The following is a 13357-nucleotide window of genomic DNA, read 5'->3' as shown; positions in this document are numbered from 1 at the left end:
TTCACCGTACAGCGAGTCCGTCCCAGAACATCAGCTCGTAGGCCTGGAGCAGCCGTCCGTAGCGGTGGGCCAGCGGTTCGGACAGCCGCCCGTTCGCCAGGCCGGCCTCCACGGCTTCCACGGACCGTTCCTCCACTTCGGGCGCGGGACCGGCGAAGAAGTCGAAGAATCCGCAGGCGGGGTTGTCGAAGCCGTAGTGCTCGCGCAGGGCCGCGCCGACCGTCGCGCAGTAGCCGCCCCACGCCGCGAAGTTGGCGGTCAGGGCGACCGCCACGTCCACGGGTTCGGCGTTGAGCGCGAGCCAGGCCACGTACGACGGGTAGGCCTGGCAGGCCGGGCGCGGCTCGTGGTCGCGGAGGGCCTCCTCGTCCAGCCCGCACGCGAGCGCCAGCGGATCCAGCAGGGGCAGGGCCAGGTCCTCCCCCTGGGCGAGGGACTCGAAGAACCGGGCCGCGGCCGGATCGCCGGCCGCGCGCCCGGCGAGGTGCGCGAAGCTGCGGCGGTCGCTCGTGATGATCCGGTGCTGCTCCAGCGCGAACGCGGCGAACACCTCCCGCGGGGCCTCGCCCGCGGCGATCCGCGGGACGAGCCGGTTGGCGCCCTCGGCGGGCGCGAGGCCGCGCACCGCTTCCGCCAGTACCTCCTGGGCCGTACGGGTCATCGCTCCGCCTTCCCGGCCCGGGACGGGCCGCCCTGTGCCGCCTCCCGGGATCGTAGCGCCGGGGACGGCCCGGACCCGGCAGGAATCAGCTCCTCGGCGAGGACGAAATCAGCCCCCGGCGAGGAAGAAGAGGAGGAACAGGAAGGCCGCGAAGAAGTGGACGGCCACGAGGTAGATGACGACCCGGACGGTCATCCCCATGGGGGCCCGGTCCTCTTCGTCCATACGCTTCGCGGTGCGTGCGGATGCGTCGTTCGCGGTGCGGTGCGCGGCGTCGTTCACGGCATTCCCCTCCGGGTGGGTGCGGCGCCTCCGAGGCACAGCTCGGTCGCGCCGCTCTGCAGCAGCGTGTGCATGAACAGCAGGTCGGCCCCGCCGCGTGACGCGGCGGCGATGCGGTGCGGGGTGAGCGAGTCGAAGTGGGCGGCGTCGCCGGGATCCAGGAGGTGCGTGCTCCCGCCCAGCGTGAGCCGCAGCCGCCCGCCCGTGACGTACAGCCACTCCTCGCCCGGGTGGACGCGTACCAGCTCGGCCTGGCCGCCCGCCTCCGGCGGCACGTGCAGCCGCAGGGCCTGCATGGCGCGGCCCGAGCCGCCGGCCCGCCAGTACGTCCAGCCGCCGGCGAGCTGCGGCTCCATGTGGTCCGCGCGCACGACGGGGTCGCGCTCCGGCGCCGCCTCGCCCAGCAGGTCGGATACCGTCGTTCCGTAGGTACGGGCCAGGGCGAGCAGCATCGGCAGCGACGGCGTCCGCCGGCCGGTCTCCAGCCGGGACAGGTGGGCGGGGGACAGGCCGACGCGGGCGGCGGCGGCCTCCAGGGTCAGCCCGCTGCGCGTGCGCAGGTCGCGCAGGCGCGGGGCCACCGTGGGGAGGTCGGCCGCGGGCTCGTCGGGCAGCGGTGTCATGCTTCCGGTATAGGGCTGTTCCTGCCTTAAAGGCAAAAGTTTTGCCTACGAGGCAAAGATCCCGCCTGAAGCAAAGGTTCCGCCTGGCTGGAACGCGCCCCCGGTTAACACCTGGAAAACAGTCGAGATTGTCATTGACATGACATTAGCTACGCGCGTCATGCTGGCGTCATGAAGTCAACCCCCCATCGCACGGCGCGTTCTTCGCGCTTCGCCCGCGCGGCCGTCCTCGCCGCGCTGACCTCGGCCCTGTTCGCCGGCGGCACGGCCGTCGCCGCACCCCTCACCGCCCAGGCGGCGCCCGTCGCCGCCACTGCCCACGCCCCGGCCGTCAAGAAGGCCACCGGTAGCGTCTGCAAGTCCGGTCTGCCCTCCCAGGCCGACGACACCCTGCGCCTGATCGACGAGGGCGGCCCCTTCCCGTACCCGAAGGACGGCACCGTCTTCTCCAACCGCGAGGGCGTCCTGCCCAAGCAGTCCTCGGGCTACTACCACGAGTACACGGTCATCACCCCCGGCTCGCCCGACCGCGGTGCCCGCCGCATCGTCGCCGGCGAGGGCGACCACGAGGACTACTACACCGGCGACCACTACGCGACGTTCAACCTGATCGACTTCACCTGCTGATCAGTCGTCACCCAAGCGCCATCCGGGCGGAATCCGCCCGCGAAGCGTCTCCTCACGCTCGGAAACGAGTTGATCCGGTCATCGAGCAGCTGATCACCGGGCAGCCGACCGACGCGTGAGGAGACCGGCCCTTGTCCAGAACCCGGCCCTTGTCCAGAACCCGGGCCTTGTCCGGAACCCGGCCCGCGGGGTGCCGAGCCCGCCTCGGCGCCGCCGCCCTCGCCGCCGCGGTCACCGCCTGCCTCGCCCTCGGCTGCGCCCCGGAGCGACCGCCCGCACCGCTCGCCGCACCTGCCGCGCCCGGCGCCCCCGACCTCGGACCGGGGGTCCACGTCTTCGACCCGTCGATGCCCCGGCAGCGCATCCAGCGCACCCTGGACGAGGTCTTCCGGCGCCAGGAGAGCGCCCAGTTCGGCCCCGGCCGCGAGGCACTGCTCTTCAAGCCGGGCACCTACGACGCCGACGTCAACGTCGGCTTCTACACCCAGGTCGCGGGCCTGGGCCTGCACCCCGACGACGTCACCGTCCGGGGCGCGGTGCACGCCGAAGCCGACTGGCTGCACGGCAATGCCACGCAGAACTTCTGGCGCGCGGCCGAGAACCTCTCCGTGACCCCCGCCTCCGGCGCCGACCGCTGGGCCGTCTCCCAGGCCGCCCCGTACCGCCGCATGCACCTGCGCGGCGACCTGCACCTGGACGACGGCGGCTGGTCCAGCGGCGGCTTCATCGCCGACTCGCTGATCGACGGGAAGGTGCTCTCCGGAACGCAGCAGCAGTGGCTCACGCGCGACAGCGAGCTCCGCGGCGGCTGGTCGGGCGCCACCTGGAACATGGTGTTCACCGGGGTCCGCAACGCCCCGCCGACGACCTTCCCCGACCCGCCCCGCACGAGCGTCGAGCGCACCCCCGTAGTCCGCGAGAAGCCCTTCCTGTACGTCGACCGGTCGGGCGCCTACCGCGTCTTCGTCCCCGCCCTGCGCAGGGCCGCACGGGGCACCACGTGGTCCGGCAAGGCCGCACAGCCCGGCGGCTCCCGGCCGCTCAGCCGGTTCTTCGTCGTCCGGCCCGGCACCACCGCCGCCCGCGTCAACGCGGCGCTCGCGGCGGGCAAGGACCTGCTGATCACGCCCGGGGTGCACCACCTGGACCGGGCGCTGCGCGTCACCCGCCCCGGCACCGTCGTCCTCGGCCTGGGGCTCGCGACGCTCGTCCCCGACCGCGGCACCGCCGCCCTGACCGTCGCCGACGTCGACGGCGTACGCGTCGCGGGCCTGCTCGTCGACGCGGGCCCCAAGGCCTCGCCCGTGCTGATGGAGATCGGCCCGCCCGGCGCCCGGCGGCGCCACGCCGCCGACCCCGTCTCGCTGCACGACGTCCACTTCCGCGTGGGTGGCGCCGGCCCCGCACGGGCCGTCAGGAGCCTCGTGGTGCACAGCTCGGACGTCATCGGCGACGACCTGTGGCTGTGGCGGGCCGACCACGGCGACGGCGTCGGATGGACCGTCAACCCGGCGGCGGACGGGCTCGTCGTCGACGGCCGGGACGTCACCATGTACGGGCTCTTCGCGGAGCACTACCAGCGGGAGCAGGTCCTCTGGAACGGCGAGGGAGGCCGTACGTACTTCTTCCAGAACGAGCTGCCCTACGACCCGCCCGGCCGCGCCGCGTGGAGCGAGGGCGGCGGCGCGGGCAGGCCCGCCTACCGGGTCGCCCCGTCCGTGACCCGGCACGAGGCCTGGGGCCTGGGCAGCTACTGCCACTTCACCAACGCGACCGGCCTCGCGACCGACCACGCCTTCGAGGCGCCGCGCCGGCCCGGCGTGCGGCTCCACAGCATGGTCGCCGTCTCGCTCGCCGGTGACTGCGCCTACCGGCACGTCGCCGGCGACAGCGGGGGCCCGGCCGACGCCGGGACCCGGGTCGCCACGCTCCGCGCGTGGCCGTGAGTGACGACGTGAGCGATGACTTGAGCGGTGGCGTGAGTAATCGGTCCTGAGCGACGGCCGGGGCAGCTCTTCCGAACTGCTGTCCGGAAATCGCCCTTGAGTCGATCACTCTCCGTCAACCATCATGATCTTCCCGGAGTGGGGCCGGAGTGAGCCGGAGCGAGGGGGAGCGCCATGGCAGTGACCGGAGCAGAGGCAGTCGTCGATCTTGCGGCAATGGGGGAGGAGTTCGCCCGCCATCCGCACCGCGTCTACGCCGAACTGCGCGCGAAGGGCCCGGTGCACCGGGTGCACATGCCCGAGGGCGCAGACGCCTGGCTCGTCGTCGGCTACGACGAGGTGCGCGCCGCGCTCAACGACCCCCGGCTGACGAAGGACTGGGCGAGGGCCGCCTCCGACATCAGCCTGATCCGGGCCTCCGCCGGGCCGAACATGCTGGTTCTGGACGCGCCGGACCACACCAGGCTGCGCAGGCTCGTCGCCAAGGAGTTCACCCCGCGGCGCGTCGAGGCGATGGCGCCCCGGGTGCAGCAGATGACGGACGAGCTGCTCGACGCCATGCTCGCGGCGCCCGGCCGCCGCGCCGACCTGGTGGAGGCCCTCTCCTTCCCGCTGCCCATGGGCGTCATCTGCGACCTGCTCGGCGTGCCGACCCTGGACCGCGCGGCCTTCCGCCACTGGTCGAACGTCAGCATCGGTGCGGGGCCGGCCGAGGAGAAGATGGTCGTGGCCCGCGAGGTCACCGCCTACCTGAACGAGCTCATCGCCGCCAAGCGCGAGCAGCCCGGTGACGATCTGATGAGCGGCCTGATCAGCGCCGCGGACGAGGACGGCGACCGGCTCTCGCCCGAGGAGCTCCTCGGCACGGCGTGGCTGCTCCTGGTCGCCGGCCACGAGACCACGGTCAACCTGATCTCGAACGGCGTGCTCGCCCTCCTCCGGCACCCGGAGCAACTGGCCGCCCTGCGCGCCGACCCCGGCCTGCTGGACAACGCCGTCGAGGAGATGCTGCGCTACGACGGGCCGCTGGAGACCCCCACGTACCGCTTCACCACCGAGCCGCTGGAGATCGGCGGCACGTCCATACCCGGCGGGGGAGAGCTCGTGCTGCCCGTGCTCGCCGACGCCGACCGCGATCCGGCCCGCTTCCCGGACGCCGGGCGGTTCGACATCCGGCGCGACGCCCGCGGCCACGTGGCCTTCGGGCACGGCATCCACTACTGTCTCGGCGCGCCGCTGGCCCGCCTGGAGGCCCGGATCGCCGTCCGCTCGCTGCTGGAGCGCTGTCCGGAGCTCGCCCTGGACACCCACCCGGACGCCCTCACCTGGCGCGAGGGCCTTCTCATCAGGGGCCCGCACCGGCTGCCGATCCGCTTCTGAGCGGACCGGACGACCCGGTGCCTTCCGCGCCCACTCCGGTTCCGGTGCCTTCCACCCTCACTCCGGCAGCGGGTGCCCCAGCTCGTCGCGGGCGTGTTCGAGCTCGGCCCGGGCCCGTTCCCTGGTGCCGGTGCTCGCGCCCGTCTGGTGCCGCAGGAAGGACTCGACGAAGCCCGCGCGCCGGGCGGGCGGATAGCGCCGCTCGGTGAGGAACGGCAGGTCGTTGCCGACCATGCTGCGGGCGACGAGCAGCGGGACGTCGCAGTGCAGCGGGCGGAAGCCGGGGTTGTGCAGCCCCGGCCCCGGGTGCCCGGGGTAGAACTCCCCGAGCATCAGCCCGTCGGCCACGAACTCCGGTTTGAGGCGGTCGTGGACGCGGACGACGGTCGCCGCGGCCGCCCCGGGCAGGACGAGCACGATGGTCTTGTCGATGGTGTGCTGGCCGCTGACCGGCTCCATGGCCAGCCAGTGCGCCTTGAGCGCGGCGACGGCGGCCGCGAGCCCGTCCTCGTCGTGCACGGGCGGGTCGGCGAGGGCGAAGCGGATCAGCCCGAGCCGCTGCGCGAGCGGCACGAACGGGCAGACGGCGCCGCGGCGGCCGAGGCCGGGGTGGGGCCGGGCGACGTGCCCGGTGATCCAGCCGGCGACGGGCCGGAGCAGCTCGTGGGCGGAGGCCTCCTGCTGGTCGCACAGCCGTATACGGGCGAGGAGGCCGGACGGCGCGTTTCCGTGGTGCATGCGTGGTTCCCCTTGGGTCACAGAGCCTTGTGACCGGAAAAACCGACCAGACCACGCATGCGGTTGAGGGATATGGGCAAAATACCTTTATTGCGGTGTTACGGGACGGTCATCGTGGCCAGAACGTCTACGCCGTGAGTGCAGAGCCGAACTCCACCAGCAGGAGGGCGGAGGCCGCCAGCAGCAGTACGCCGGAGCCGCCGAGCAGCATCCGGTAGCCGCGGGTGCCGATCCGGTGCCGGGCCCGCGAGACCACGAGCGCGAGCGCGGCCTTGCTGCCGACCAGCAGCCCGTAGAAGCCGAAGAGGAAGCCGCCCGCGCCGGGCGGGCTGTGGCGCCAGGCGGCCACGAGCAGGGGCGCCCCCGTCGTCAGCCAGAACACCCACGGGTGCGGGCTGAGCAGGTTGACCACCACGCCTTGCCACAGCGTCCGCCGGCCCTGGAGCCGGGCCTCCGCGCCGTCGCGGGCCTCGGGCACCTCGGCCGTCCGGGCCTCGCGCAGCGTCGTGACCGCCAGCCAGGCCAGGAAGAGCCCGCCCACCACGCCGCCCGCCGCGATCGCCCGCTCGGGCAGCACGGCGAGCACGGTCACGGCCAGCACGATCACGGGCAGGTCGGTGAGCAGCGGAACGGCCGCCACCCGCAGCCCGACGCCGAGACCCCCGCGCAGGGTCCCGGACAGCACCAGCGCGAGCAGCGGGCCCGGGCTGATCCCCGCGCTGAAGCCGAGCGCCACCCCCAGTGCCAGCTCTTCCACGACGCCGCCCAGCTTCCTCACTCGCCCGCACAACGGCGGGGGTATGGGTGAAATCAGTGACAGTGCGATATCAGTACTGTCGTCTGTATTGCGCAAGGACGCATGCGAGGGGCGCGGGGTTGACGGCCCGGTCACCCGTATCGGTCATGCCGGATACGTACCGTTGCATGTCCGGACAACCTGACCTACGAACTTCCCGTCATCCGGTCCCGGGGCTAGGCTCCCTGCGTGGCGAACCATCCGGCCCTCCAGTTCAGCCTGGACCGCAGCAGTCCCGTCCCCCTCTACTACCAGCTGTCCCAGCAGCTCGAAGCGGCGATCGAACAGGGCGGGCTCGCCCCCGGCAGCCTCCTCGGCAACGAGATCGACCTCGCCGCGCGGCTCGGCCTGTCCCGGCCCACCGTCCGGCAGGCCATCCAGTCGCTGGTGGACAAGGGCCTGCTCGTCCGCCGCCGCGGCGTCGGTACCCAGGTGCTGCGCAGCCAGGTCCGGCGCCCCCTGGAGCTCAGCAGCCTCTACGACGACCTCGAAGCGGCCGGCCAGCACCCCGCCACCCAGGTGCTGCGCCACGAGACCGAGCCCGCCACGGCCCGCGTCGCCGCCGCCCTCGGCGTGCCCGAGGGCAGCGAGGTGCTCCTCGTCGAGCGGCTGCGCCTCGCGCACGGCGAGCCCATGGCCCACCTGCGCAACCACCTCCCCGCCGGCCTCCTCGACGCCGGCCCCGCACGGCTGGAGGAGACCGGCCTCTACCGGCTCATCCGCGCCGCGGGCATCACGCTGCACAGCGCCCGCCAGACCGTCGGCGCCCGCGCCGCCACCCCCGAGGAGGGCGCCCGGCTGGCCGAGCCCGAAGGCGCGCCGCTGCTGACGATGGAGCGGACGACGTACGACGACACCGGGCGCGCCGTCGAGTTCGGCTCGCACGTCTACCGGGCGTCGCGCTACTCCTTCGAGTTCCAGCTGCTGGTCCGCCCGTAGGGGGAGGCGTACGACGGGCCGGGCGAGCCCGTAACGTCAGCCCGTACGTCAGGCAGTGCGTCAGGCCGTACGTCACCCCGTACGTCAGGCCGTCAGAATGTTCGGACAAAGTCTTGACGCCGTGGGGCGCCCGCCACTAGAACTCCACCCACATGCAGCAGCCCTCGGCGGGAACCCGGAAGCCCCCGCGGTCAGCGGTGACGGATGGTGACGGATACTTGGGCGGTTGGGCCCGCGAAACGGCCCGGCCGCACCGTGACAGACAGTGAGAAGGGCAACTCCTCGTGGCAAGGGTTCGGACAGGCGTACGTGCGGTGAGCGCCGTGCTGGCAGCGGTGCTCGGCGCCACCTTGGCGGGATGCAGCGCTACGGGCGGCAAGCGCGCGGAGGAGCGGGCCGCCAAGGCGGCCCAGGGCCGCGCCGCGGTCGACACGCCGCGCTGGACCTTCGCGATGGTCACCCACTCGGGCGATGGCGACAACTTCTGGGACATCGTCCAGAAGGGCGCCAAGCAGGCGGCCGTCAAGGACAACATCAACTTCCTCTACGCCCACGACGCCGAAGGCAACAAGCAGGCGCAGAGCGTCCAGGCCATGATCGACCAGAAGGTCGACGGCCTGATCGTCACGCTCGCCAAGCCCGACGCCATGAAGGACGTCGTGGCCAAGGCCAAGAAGGCCGGCATCCCGGTGATCACGGTGAACTCGGGCTCCGACAAGTCCAAGGAGTTCGGCGCCCTCACCCACATCGGCCAGGACGAGGTCATCGCCGGCGAGGCCGTCGGCGAGCAGCTCAACGAGCGCGGCCGGAAGAAGGCCGTCTGCGTGCTGCACGAGCAGGGCAACGTCGGCCACGAGCAGCGCTGCGAAGGCGTGAAGAAGTCCTTCAAGGGCGAGGTGCAGAACCTCTACGTCGAGGGCACCAACATGCCGAACGTGCAGTCCTCGATCGAGGCCAAGCTCCAGTCCGACAAGGACATCGACACCGTCGTCACGCTCGGTGCCCCCTTCGCGCCCACCGCGGTCAAGGCCGCCGAGCAGGCCGGCAGCAAGGCCGAGGTCGACACCTTCGACCTCAACGCCCAGGTCGCCGAGGCCCTGCAAAGCGGCAAGCTCGGCTTCGCCGTCGACCAGGACCCGTACCTCCAGGGCTACGAGGCCGTCGACCTGCTGTGGCTCTACCGCTACAACCGCGACATGCTCGGCGGCGGCCGCCCGGTCCTGACCGGCCCGCAGATCGTCACCAAGGACGACGCCAAGCAGCTCGCCGAGTACGCCAAGCGGGGCACGCGATGAGCGCCCCCGCGACGGCCCCCGTCCAGGACCCCTCCGACGAGCGCCTGGTGCACCGCTCGTACCTGCGCCGCCTCCTCGGCCGCCCCGAGCTGGGCGCGGTCGTCGGCGCCGCCGCCGTCTTCCTCTTCTTCTCCTTCGTCGCCGACAGCTTCCTCCAGGCCTCCAGCCTGTCGACGGTGCTCTACGCGTCCTCCACGATCGGGATCATGGCGGTGCCGGTGGCGCTGCTGATGATCGGCGGCGAGTTCGACCTGTCGGCCGGCGTGATGGTCACCACCTCGGCGCTGATCTCGTCGATGTTCAGCTATCAGATGACGGCGAACGTCTGGGTGGGCGTGGGCGTCTCGCTGCTGGCCACCCTGGCGGTCGGCTTCTTCAACGGCTTCGTCTTCACCCGGACCAAGCTCCCCAGCTTCATCATCACGCTCGCCACGTTCCTGATGCTCACCGGGCTCAACCTCGGCTTCACCAAGCTCATCAGTGGCACCGTCTCCACCAAGACGATCGGTGACATGGAGGGCTTCGAGTCGGCCCGGGCGGTCTTCGCCTCCCACTTCACCGTCGGCGGCGTGGACATCCAGGTCACCATCCTGTGGTGGCTCGGCCTCGTGGCCGTGGCGACCTGGGTCCTGCTCCGCACCCGCGTGGGCAACTGGATCTTCGCGGTCGGCGGCGGCGCGGACGCGGCCCGCGCCGTGGGCGTCCCCGTCCGGCGCACCAAGATCGGCCTCTACATGGCCGTGGCGTTCTGCGCCTGGATCTCGGGCCAGCACCTGCTGATGTCGTACGACGTGGTGCAGTCCGGCGAGGGCGTCGGCAACGAGCTCCTCTACATCATCGCGGCCGTCATCGGCGGCTGCCTGATGACCGGCGGCTACGGGTCGGCCATCGGCTCCGCGGTCGGCGCGTTCATCTTCGGCATGGCCAGCAAGGGCATCGTCTACGCGCAGTGGAACCCGGACTGGTTCAAGTTCTTCCTGGGCGCGATGCTGCTGCTCGCCACGCTGCTCAACGCCTGGGTCCGTAAGCGGGCGGAGGCCAGCAAGTGAGCGCGAGTGCAGAGGCCGGGCAGGGCGCCGGGCAGGAAGCCGGGCAAGGCGCCGGGGCCGGGCAGGAAGCCGGCCAGGAGGCGGCCGCCCTGGTCAAGCTGACCGACGTCAGCAAGTTCTACGGGAACATCCGCGCCCTCGAAGGGGTCTCCCTGGAGGTCCACGCGGGCGAGATCACCTGCGTGCTGGGCGACAACGGCGCCGGCAAGTCCACCCTCATCAAGATCATCGCCGGGCTGCACCAGCACGACGCCGGCAGCTTCGAGATCGAGGGCGAGGAGACGAAGCTGGCCTCCCCGCGCGAGGCCCTCGACCGCGGCATCGCCACGGTCTACCAGGACCTCGCGGTCGTCCCCCTCATGCCGGTCTGGCGGAACTTCTTCCTCGGCTCCGAGCCGACGAAGGGCGTGGGCCCCTTCAAGCGGCTCGACGTCGAGCGGATGCGCGAGACCACGCGCAGCGAGCTGCTGCGCATGGGCATCGACCTGCGCGACGTCGACCAGCCCATCGGCACGCTCTCCGGCGGCGAGCGGCAGTGCGTCGCCATCGCCCGGGCCGTCCACTTCGGCGCCAAGGTGCTCGTCCTGGACGAGCCGACCGCGGCGCTCGGCGTCAAGCAGTCCGGCGTCGTCCTGAAGTACGTGGCGGCCGCGCGCGACGCCGGCCTGGGCGTGGTTTTGATCACCCACAATCCGCACCACGCGTATCTGGTCGGTGACCGCTTCGTGCTGCTCAAGCGCGGCGCGATGGCCGGCAGCCACGCCAAGTCGGAGATCGCCCTGGACGAGCTCACCCGCCAGATGGCGGGCGGCAGCGAGCTCGATCAGCTCAGCCACGAGCTGGAGCGGGCCCCCGCGCCGGACGTGATCGGCGGCAAGCACGTCGGCCCCGGCGGGGAGTGACGGGGCTCTCACCGGGCGGGCCCGCCGGGCGCGGGCCCGCTTCCGGCGATGCGGTACGGAACGCTTCCTTGAGGCACAATCGGCCACGACCGTATCCACGAGGCAGACACCTCCCGAGACCACCGCAGGGACGACGACTCTTGCGAGCACGCAGCCGGAGCGACCGTAGAACCGCCCAGCTCCACGCCGTGGCGGTGGTGTCATGAGCATGTACCGCGAGCTCCACCGGGGCGCCGCGAGAGCCACCGTGCTGCGCACCGTCGGCACGCGCGAGCGCCGCTCGCACCTGACCGCCCCGCGCGTCCCCACCGTCGGCATCGACATCGGCGGCACCAAGGTCATGGCGGGCGTCGTGGACGCCGACGGCACCATCCTGGAGAAGGTCCGCACCGAGACGCCGGACAAGTCCAAGAGCCCTAAGGTCGTCGAGGACACCATCGTCGAGCTCGTCCTCGACCTCTCCGACCGGCACGACGTGCACGCCGTGGGCATCGGCGCGGCCGGCTGGGTCGACGCCGACCGCAACCGCGTCCTGTTCGCCCCGCACCTGTCCTGGCGCAACGAGCCGCTGCGCGACCGCCTCGCCGGCCGCCTCGCCGTTCCCGTCATGGTCGACAACGACGCCAACACCGCCGCCTGGGCGGAGTGGCGGTTCGGCGCCGGCCGCGGCGAGGACCACCTCGTGATGATCACCCTCGGTACGGGCATCGGCGGCGCGATCCTGGAGGACGGGCAGGTCAAGCGCGGCAAGTTCGGCGTCGCCGGCGAGTTCGGCCACATGCAGGTCGTGCCCGGCGGGCACCGCTGCCCGTGCGGCAACCGCGGCTGCTGGGAGCAGTACAGCTCCGGCAACGCCCTCGTGCGCGAGGCCCGCGAGCTGGCCGCCGCCGAGTCCCCCGTCGCGTACGGGATCATCGACCGCGTCGGCGGCAACGTCCACGAGATCACCGGCCCCCTCATCACCGAGCTGGCCCGCTCCGGCGACGCCATGTGCGTCGAGCTGCTCCAGGACATCGGCCAGTGGCTCGGCGTCGGCATCGCCAACCTCGCCGCCGCCCTCGACCCCTCCTGCTTCGTCATCGGCGGCGGCGTCAGCGCCGCCGACGACCTGCTGATCGCCCCCGCCCGGGACGCCTTCCGCCGCCACCTCACCGGCCGCGGCTACCGGCCCGAGGCCCGCATCGTCAAGGCCCAGCTCGGCCCCGAGGCCGGCATGGTCGGCGCCGCGGACCTGGCCCGGCTCGTCGCCCGCCGCTTCCGCCGCGCCAACCGGCGCCGCGTCGAACGCTACGAGCGCTACGCGAAGGCGGGCCGCGCTTGATGACCACCACCGACCACCGCGGCGAGCGCACGGCGCTGCCGCCCGGCCCCCCGCGGACGGACGGCGGCTTCGGCCGCCGCTGCCTCAAGTCCGTCATCGTCTTCCTGCTCATCGCGATCCCCGCCGGCTACCTCTACATCTCCGCGATGCAGAGCCGCGGCGGCAGCGAGTCCAAGAAGGAACAGGCCGCCGCGTCCGGCCTGGAGGAGGGCTGGCCGACCCGGCTCCAGCGCCGCCTCTACGAGGTGACCGTCCCGCCCTACGCCGAGGACGTCGCCTCCTACGAGACCAACGCGTGGAAGGCGAGCTCGCTCTTCCTGCAATTCACCACCACGCGCGAGAAGTTCGACAAGTGGCTCTCCGACGTCGGCTCCAGCGCCGCCGACCTGGAAGCCGGCGAAGTCACCATCGACGAGGACGAGGCCGCCGAGGTCGGCTGGAACCTGGGCGAGGGCCACCACTGGGCGGGCACCACCGTCGACCAGGACAAGCCCAAGCCCTCCCTGGAGATCACCGCCAACCTCGACGACCCGAAATACCCCCGGGTCTTCGTGGTGTCCACGACCACGCCCTGACCGCCGGTGAGACGTGTGTGATACCGCGTGAGACCGCCCTCGGGGTTGGGCCTGCGCGCCACATGACGCTTCGAGCGGGGGCCCTGTGACGCCCGGACACCGATGAGGAATAGCCCGCAATTCCTCCCGGCCGCGTTACCGTGATGCACTTTTGATGAGGAGTCATATGCTGTGCGTTACGTGGGTCTGAGAGGCCGGAAGAGAGCGAGAGTCTTTCTTCGCC

14 protein-coding genes are annotated in these 13357 nt (G+C 72.2%); 9 read left to right on the top strand and 5 right to left on the bottom strand.

Annotated elements, in window-relative coordinates; genetic code table 11:
* Position 1: 1 nt before the first annotated feature.
* The 3 genes from D7231_RS13830 to D7231_RS13825 form a co-directional block, all read right to left on the bottom strand.
* Positions 2-661, bottom strand: a complete 660-nt coding sequence (locus D7231_RS13830) for a thiaminase II/PqqC family protein (protein WP_120755718.1) — start codon at positions 659-661, stop codon at positions 2-4.
* Positions 662-769: 108 nt separating this feature from the next.
* Positions 770-943: a DUF6126 family protein gene (locus tag D7231_RS36480; protein ID WP_158673749.1), complete on the bottom strand. Its 174-nt coding sequence runs from the start codon at positions 941-943 to the stop codon at positions 770-772.
* The gene (locus tag D7231_RS13825; protein ID WP_120755717.1) at positions 940-1566 is read right to left on the bottom strand and encodes a helix-turn-helix domain-containing protein; all 627 of its coding nucleotides are present in this window, start codon (positions 1564-1566) and stop codon (positions 940-942) included. Before D7231_RS13825 ends, D7231_RS36480 begins: the two co-directional genes overlap by 4 nt.
* Before the next feature lie 171 nt (positions 1567-1737).
* Between D7231_RS13825 and D7231_RS13820 the strand changes: the two genes are divergently transcribed.
* The 3 genes from D7231_RS13820 to D7231_RS13810 all read left to right on the top strand — a co-directional run bounded on the left by D7231_RS13820 (position 1738) and on the right by D7231_RS13810 (position 5519).
* A complete protein-coding gene (locus tag D7231_RS13820; protein ID WP_120755716.1) occupies positions 1738-2193 on the top strand; it encodes a guanyl-specific ribonuclease in 456 nt (151 codons plus the stop codon).
* A 167-nt stretch (positions 2194-2360) separates the two neighbouring features.
* The gene (locus tag D7231_RS13815; protein ID WP_120755715.1) at positions 2361-4139 is read left to right on the top strand and encodes a coagulation factor 5/8 type domain-containing protein; all 1779 of its coding nucleotides are present in this window, start codon (positions 2361-2363) and stop codon (positions 4137-4139) included.
* Positions 4140-4313: 174 nt separating this feature from the next.
* A complete protein-coding gene (locus D7231_RS13810) occupies positions 4314-5519 on the top strand; it encodes a cytochrome P450 family protein (protein ID WP_120755714.1) in 1206 nt (401 codons plus the stop codon).
* A 57-nt stretch (positions 5520-5576) separates the two neighbouring features.
* Here the strand turns inward: D7231_RS13810 and D7231_RS13805 are convergent, their stop codons facing one another.
* Positions 5577-6257 carry a DUF6875 domain-containing protein gene (locus D7231_RS13805; RefSeq protein ID WP_120755713.1) on the bottom strand — a complete coding sequence of 227 codons (681 nt, stop codon included), beginning with the start codon at positions 6255-6257 and terminating at the stop codon, positions 5577-5579.
* A 127-nt stretch (positions 6258-6384) separates the two neighbouring features.
* Complete coding sequence (locus tag D7231_RS13800; protein ID WP_158673748.1) at positions 6385-7014, bottom strand: LysE family translocator; 630 nt, start codon at positions 7012-7014, stop codon at positions 6385-6387.
* Positions 7015-7272: 258 nt separating this feature from the next.
* On the opposite strand from D7231_RS13800, the gene D7231_RS13795 reads away from it, so the two are divergent.
* The 6 genes from D7231_RS13795 (at position 7273) to D7231_RS13770 (ending at position 13134) form a co-directional block, all read left to right on the top strand.
* The gene (locus D7231_RS13795; protein ID WP_120756024.1) at positions 7273-7992 is read left to right on the top strand and encodes a GntR family transcriptional regulator; all 720 of its coding nucleotides are present in this window, start codon (positions 7273-7275) and stop codon (positions 7990-7992) included.
* A 284-nt stretch (positions 7993-8276) separates the two neighbouring features.
* Positions 8277-9287 carry a sugar ABC transporter substrate-binding protein gene (locus D7231_RS13790; RefSeq protein WP_449336173.1) on the top strand — a complete coding sequence of 337 codons (1011 nt, stop codon included), beginning with the start codon at positions 8277-8279 and terminating at the stop codon, positions 9285-9287.
* Positions 9284-10336 (top strand): ABC transporter permease, encoded by a 1053-nt coding sequence (locus D7231_RS13785; RefSeq protein WP_120755710.1) that lies wholly within the window; start codon positions 9284-9286, stop codon positions 10334-10336. The genes D7231_RS13790 and D7231_RS13785 overlap by 4 nt, the downstream gene beginning before the upstream one ends.
* Before the next feature lie 89 nt (positions 10337-10425).
* On the top strand, positions 10426-11238 hold the full coding sequence (locus D7231_RS13780) for an ATP-binding cassette domain-containing protein (RefSeq protein WP_120756023.1): 813 nt from the start codon (positions 10426-10428) through the stop codon (positions 11236-11238).
* 202 nt (positions 11239-11440) lie between these two features.
* Positions 11441-12559, top strand: a complete 1119-nt coding sequence (locus D7231_RS13775) for an ROK family glucokinase (protein WP_120755709.1) — start codon at positions 11441-11443, stop codon at positions 12557-12559.
* Complete coding sequence (locus D7231_RS13770; RefSeq protein WP_228775066.1) at positions 12559-13134, top strand: hypothetical protein; 576 nt, start codon at positions 12559-12561, stop codon at positions 13132-13134. Before D7231_RS13775 ends, D7231_RS13770 begins: the two co-directional genes overlap by 1 nt.
* Positions 13135-13357 lie beyond the last annotated feature (223 nt).

Source organism: Streptomyces klenkii, from assembly GCF_003626645.1.
Classification (GTDB): Bacteria; Actinomycetota; Actinomycetes; order Streptomycetales; family Streptomycetaceae; genus Streptomyces; species Streptomyces klenkii.
The sequence above is the reverse complement of the archived record's forward strand: the minus strand, read 5'-3'. Positions and strand labels throughout refer to the sequence as shown.

Excerpts from the sequence above, each read along its gene's own strand:
- D7231_RS13810 (WP_120755714.1), top strand. The coding sequence starts at position 4,314 with ATGGCAGTGACCGGAGCAGAGGCAGTCGTCGATCTTGCGGCAATGGGG.
- D7231_RS13820 (WP_120755716.1), top strand. The coding sequence starts at position 1,738 with ATGAAGTCAACCCCCCATCGCACGGCGCGTTCTTCGCGCTTCGCCCGC.
- D7231_RS13830 (WP_120755718.1), bottom strand. The coding sequence starts at position 661 with ATGACCCGTACGGCCCAGGAGGTACTGGCGGAAGCGGTGCGCGGCCTC.
- D7231_RS13775 (WP_120755709.1), top strand. The coding sequence starts at position 11,441 with ATGAGCATGTACCGCGAGCTCCACCGGGGCGCCGCGAGAGCCACCGTG.
- D7231_RS13805 (WP_120755713.1), bottom strand. The coding sequence starts at position 6,257 with ATGCACCACGGAAACGCGCCGTCCGGCCTCCTCGCCCGTATACGGCTG.
- D7231_RS13825 (WP_120755717.1), bottom strand. The coding sequence starts at position 1,566 with ATGACACCGCTGCCCGACGAGCCCGCGGCCGACCTCCCCACGGTGGCC.
- D7231_RS13785 (WP_120755710.1), top strand. The coding sequence starts at position 9,284 with ATGAGCGCCCCCGCGACGGCCCCCGTCCAGGACCCCTCCGACGAGCGC.
- D7231_RS13770 (WP_228775066.1), top strand. The coding sequence starts at position 12,559 with ATGACCACCACCGACCACCGCGGCGAGCGCACGGCGCTGCCGCCCGGC.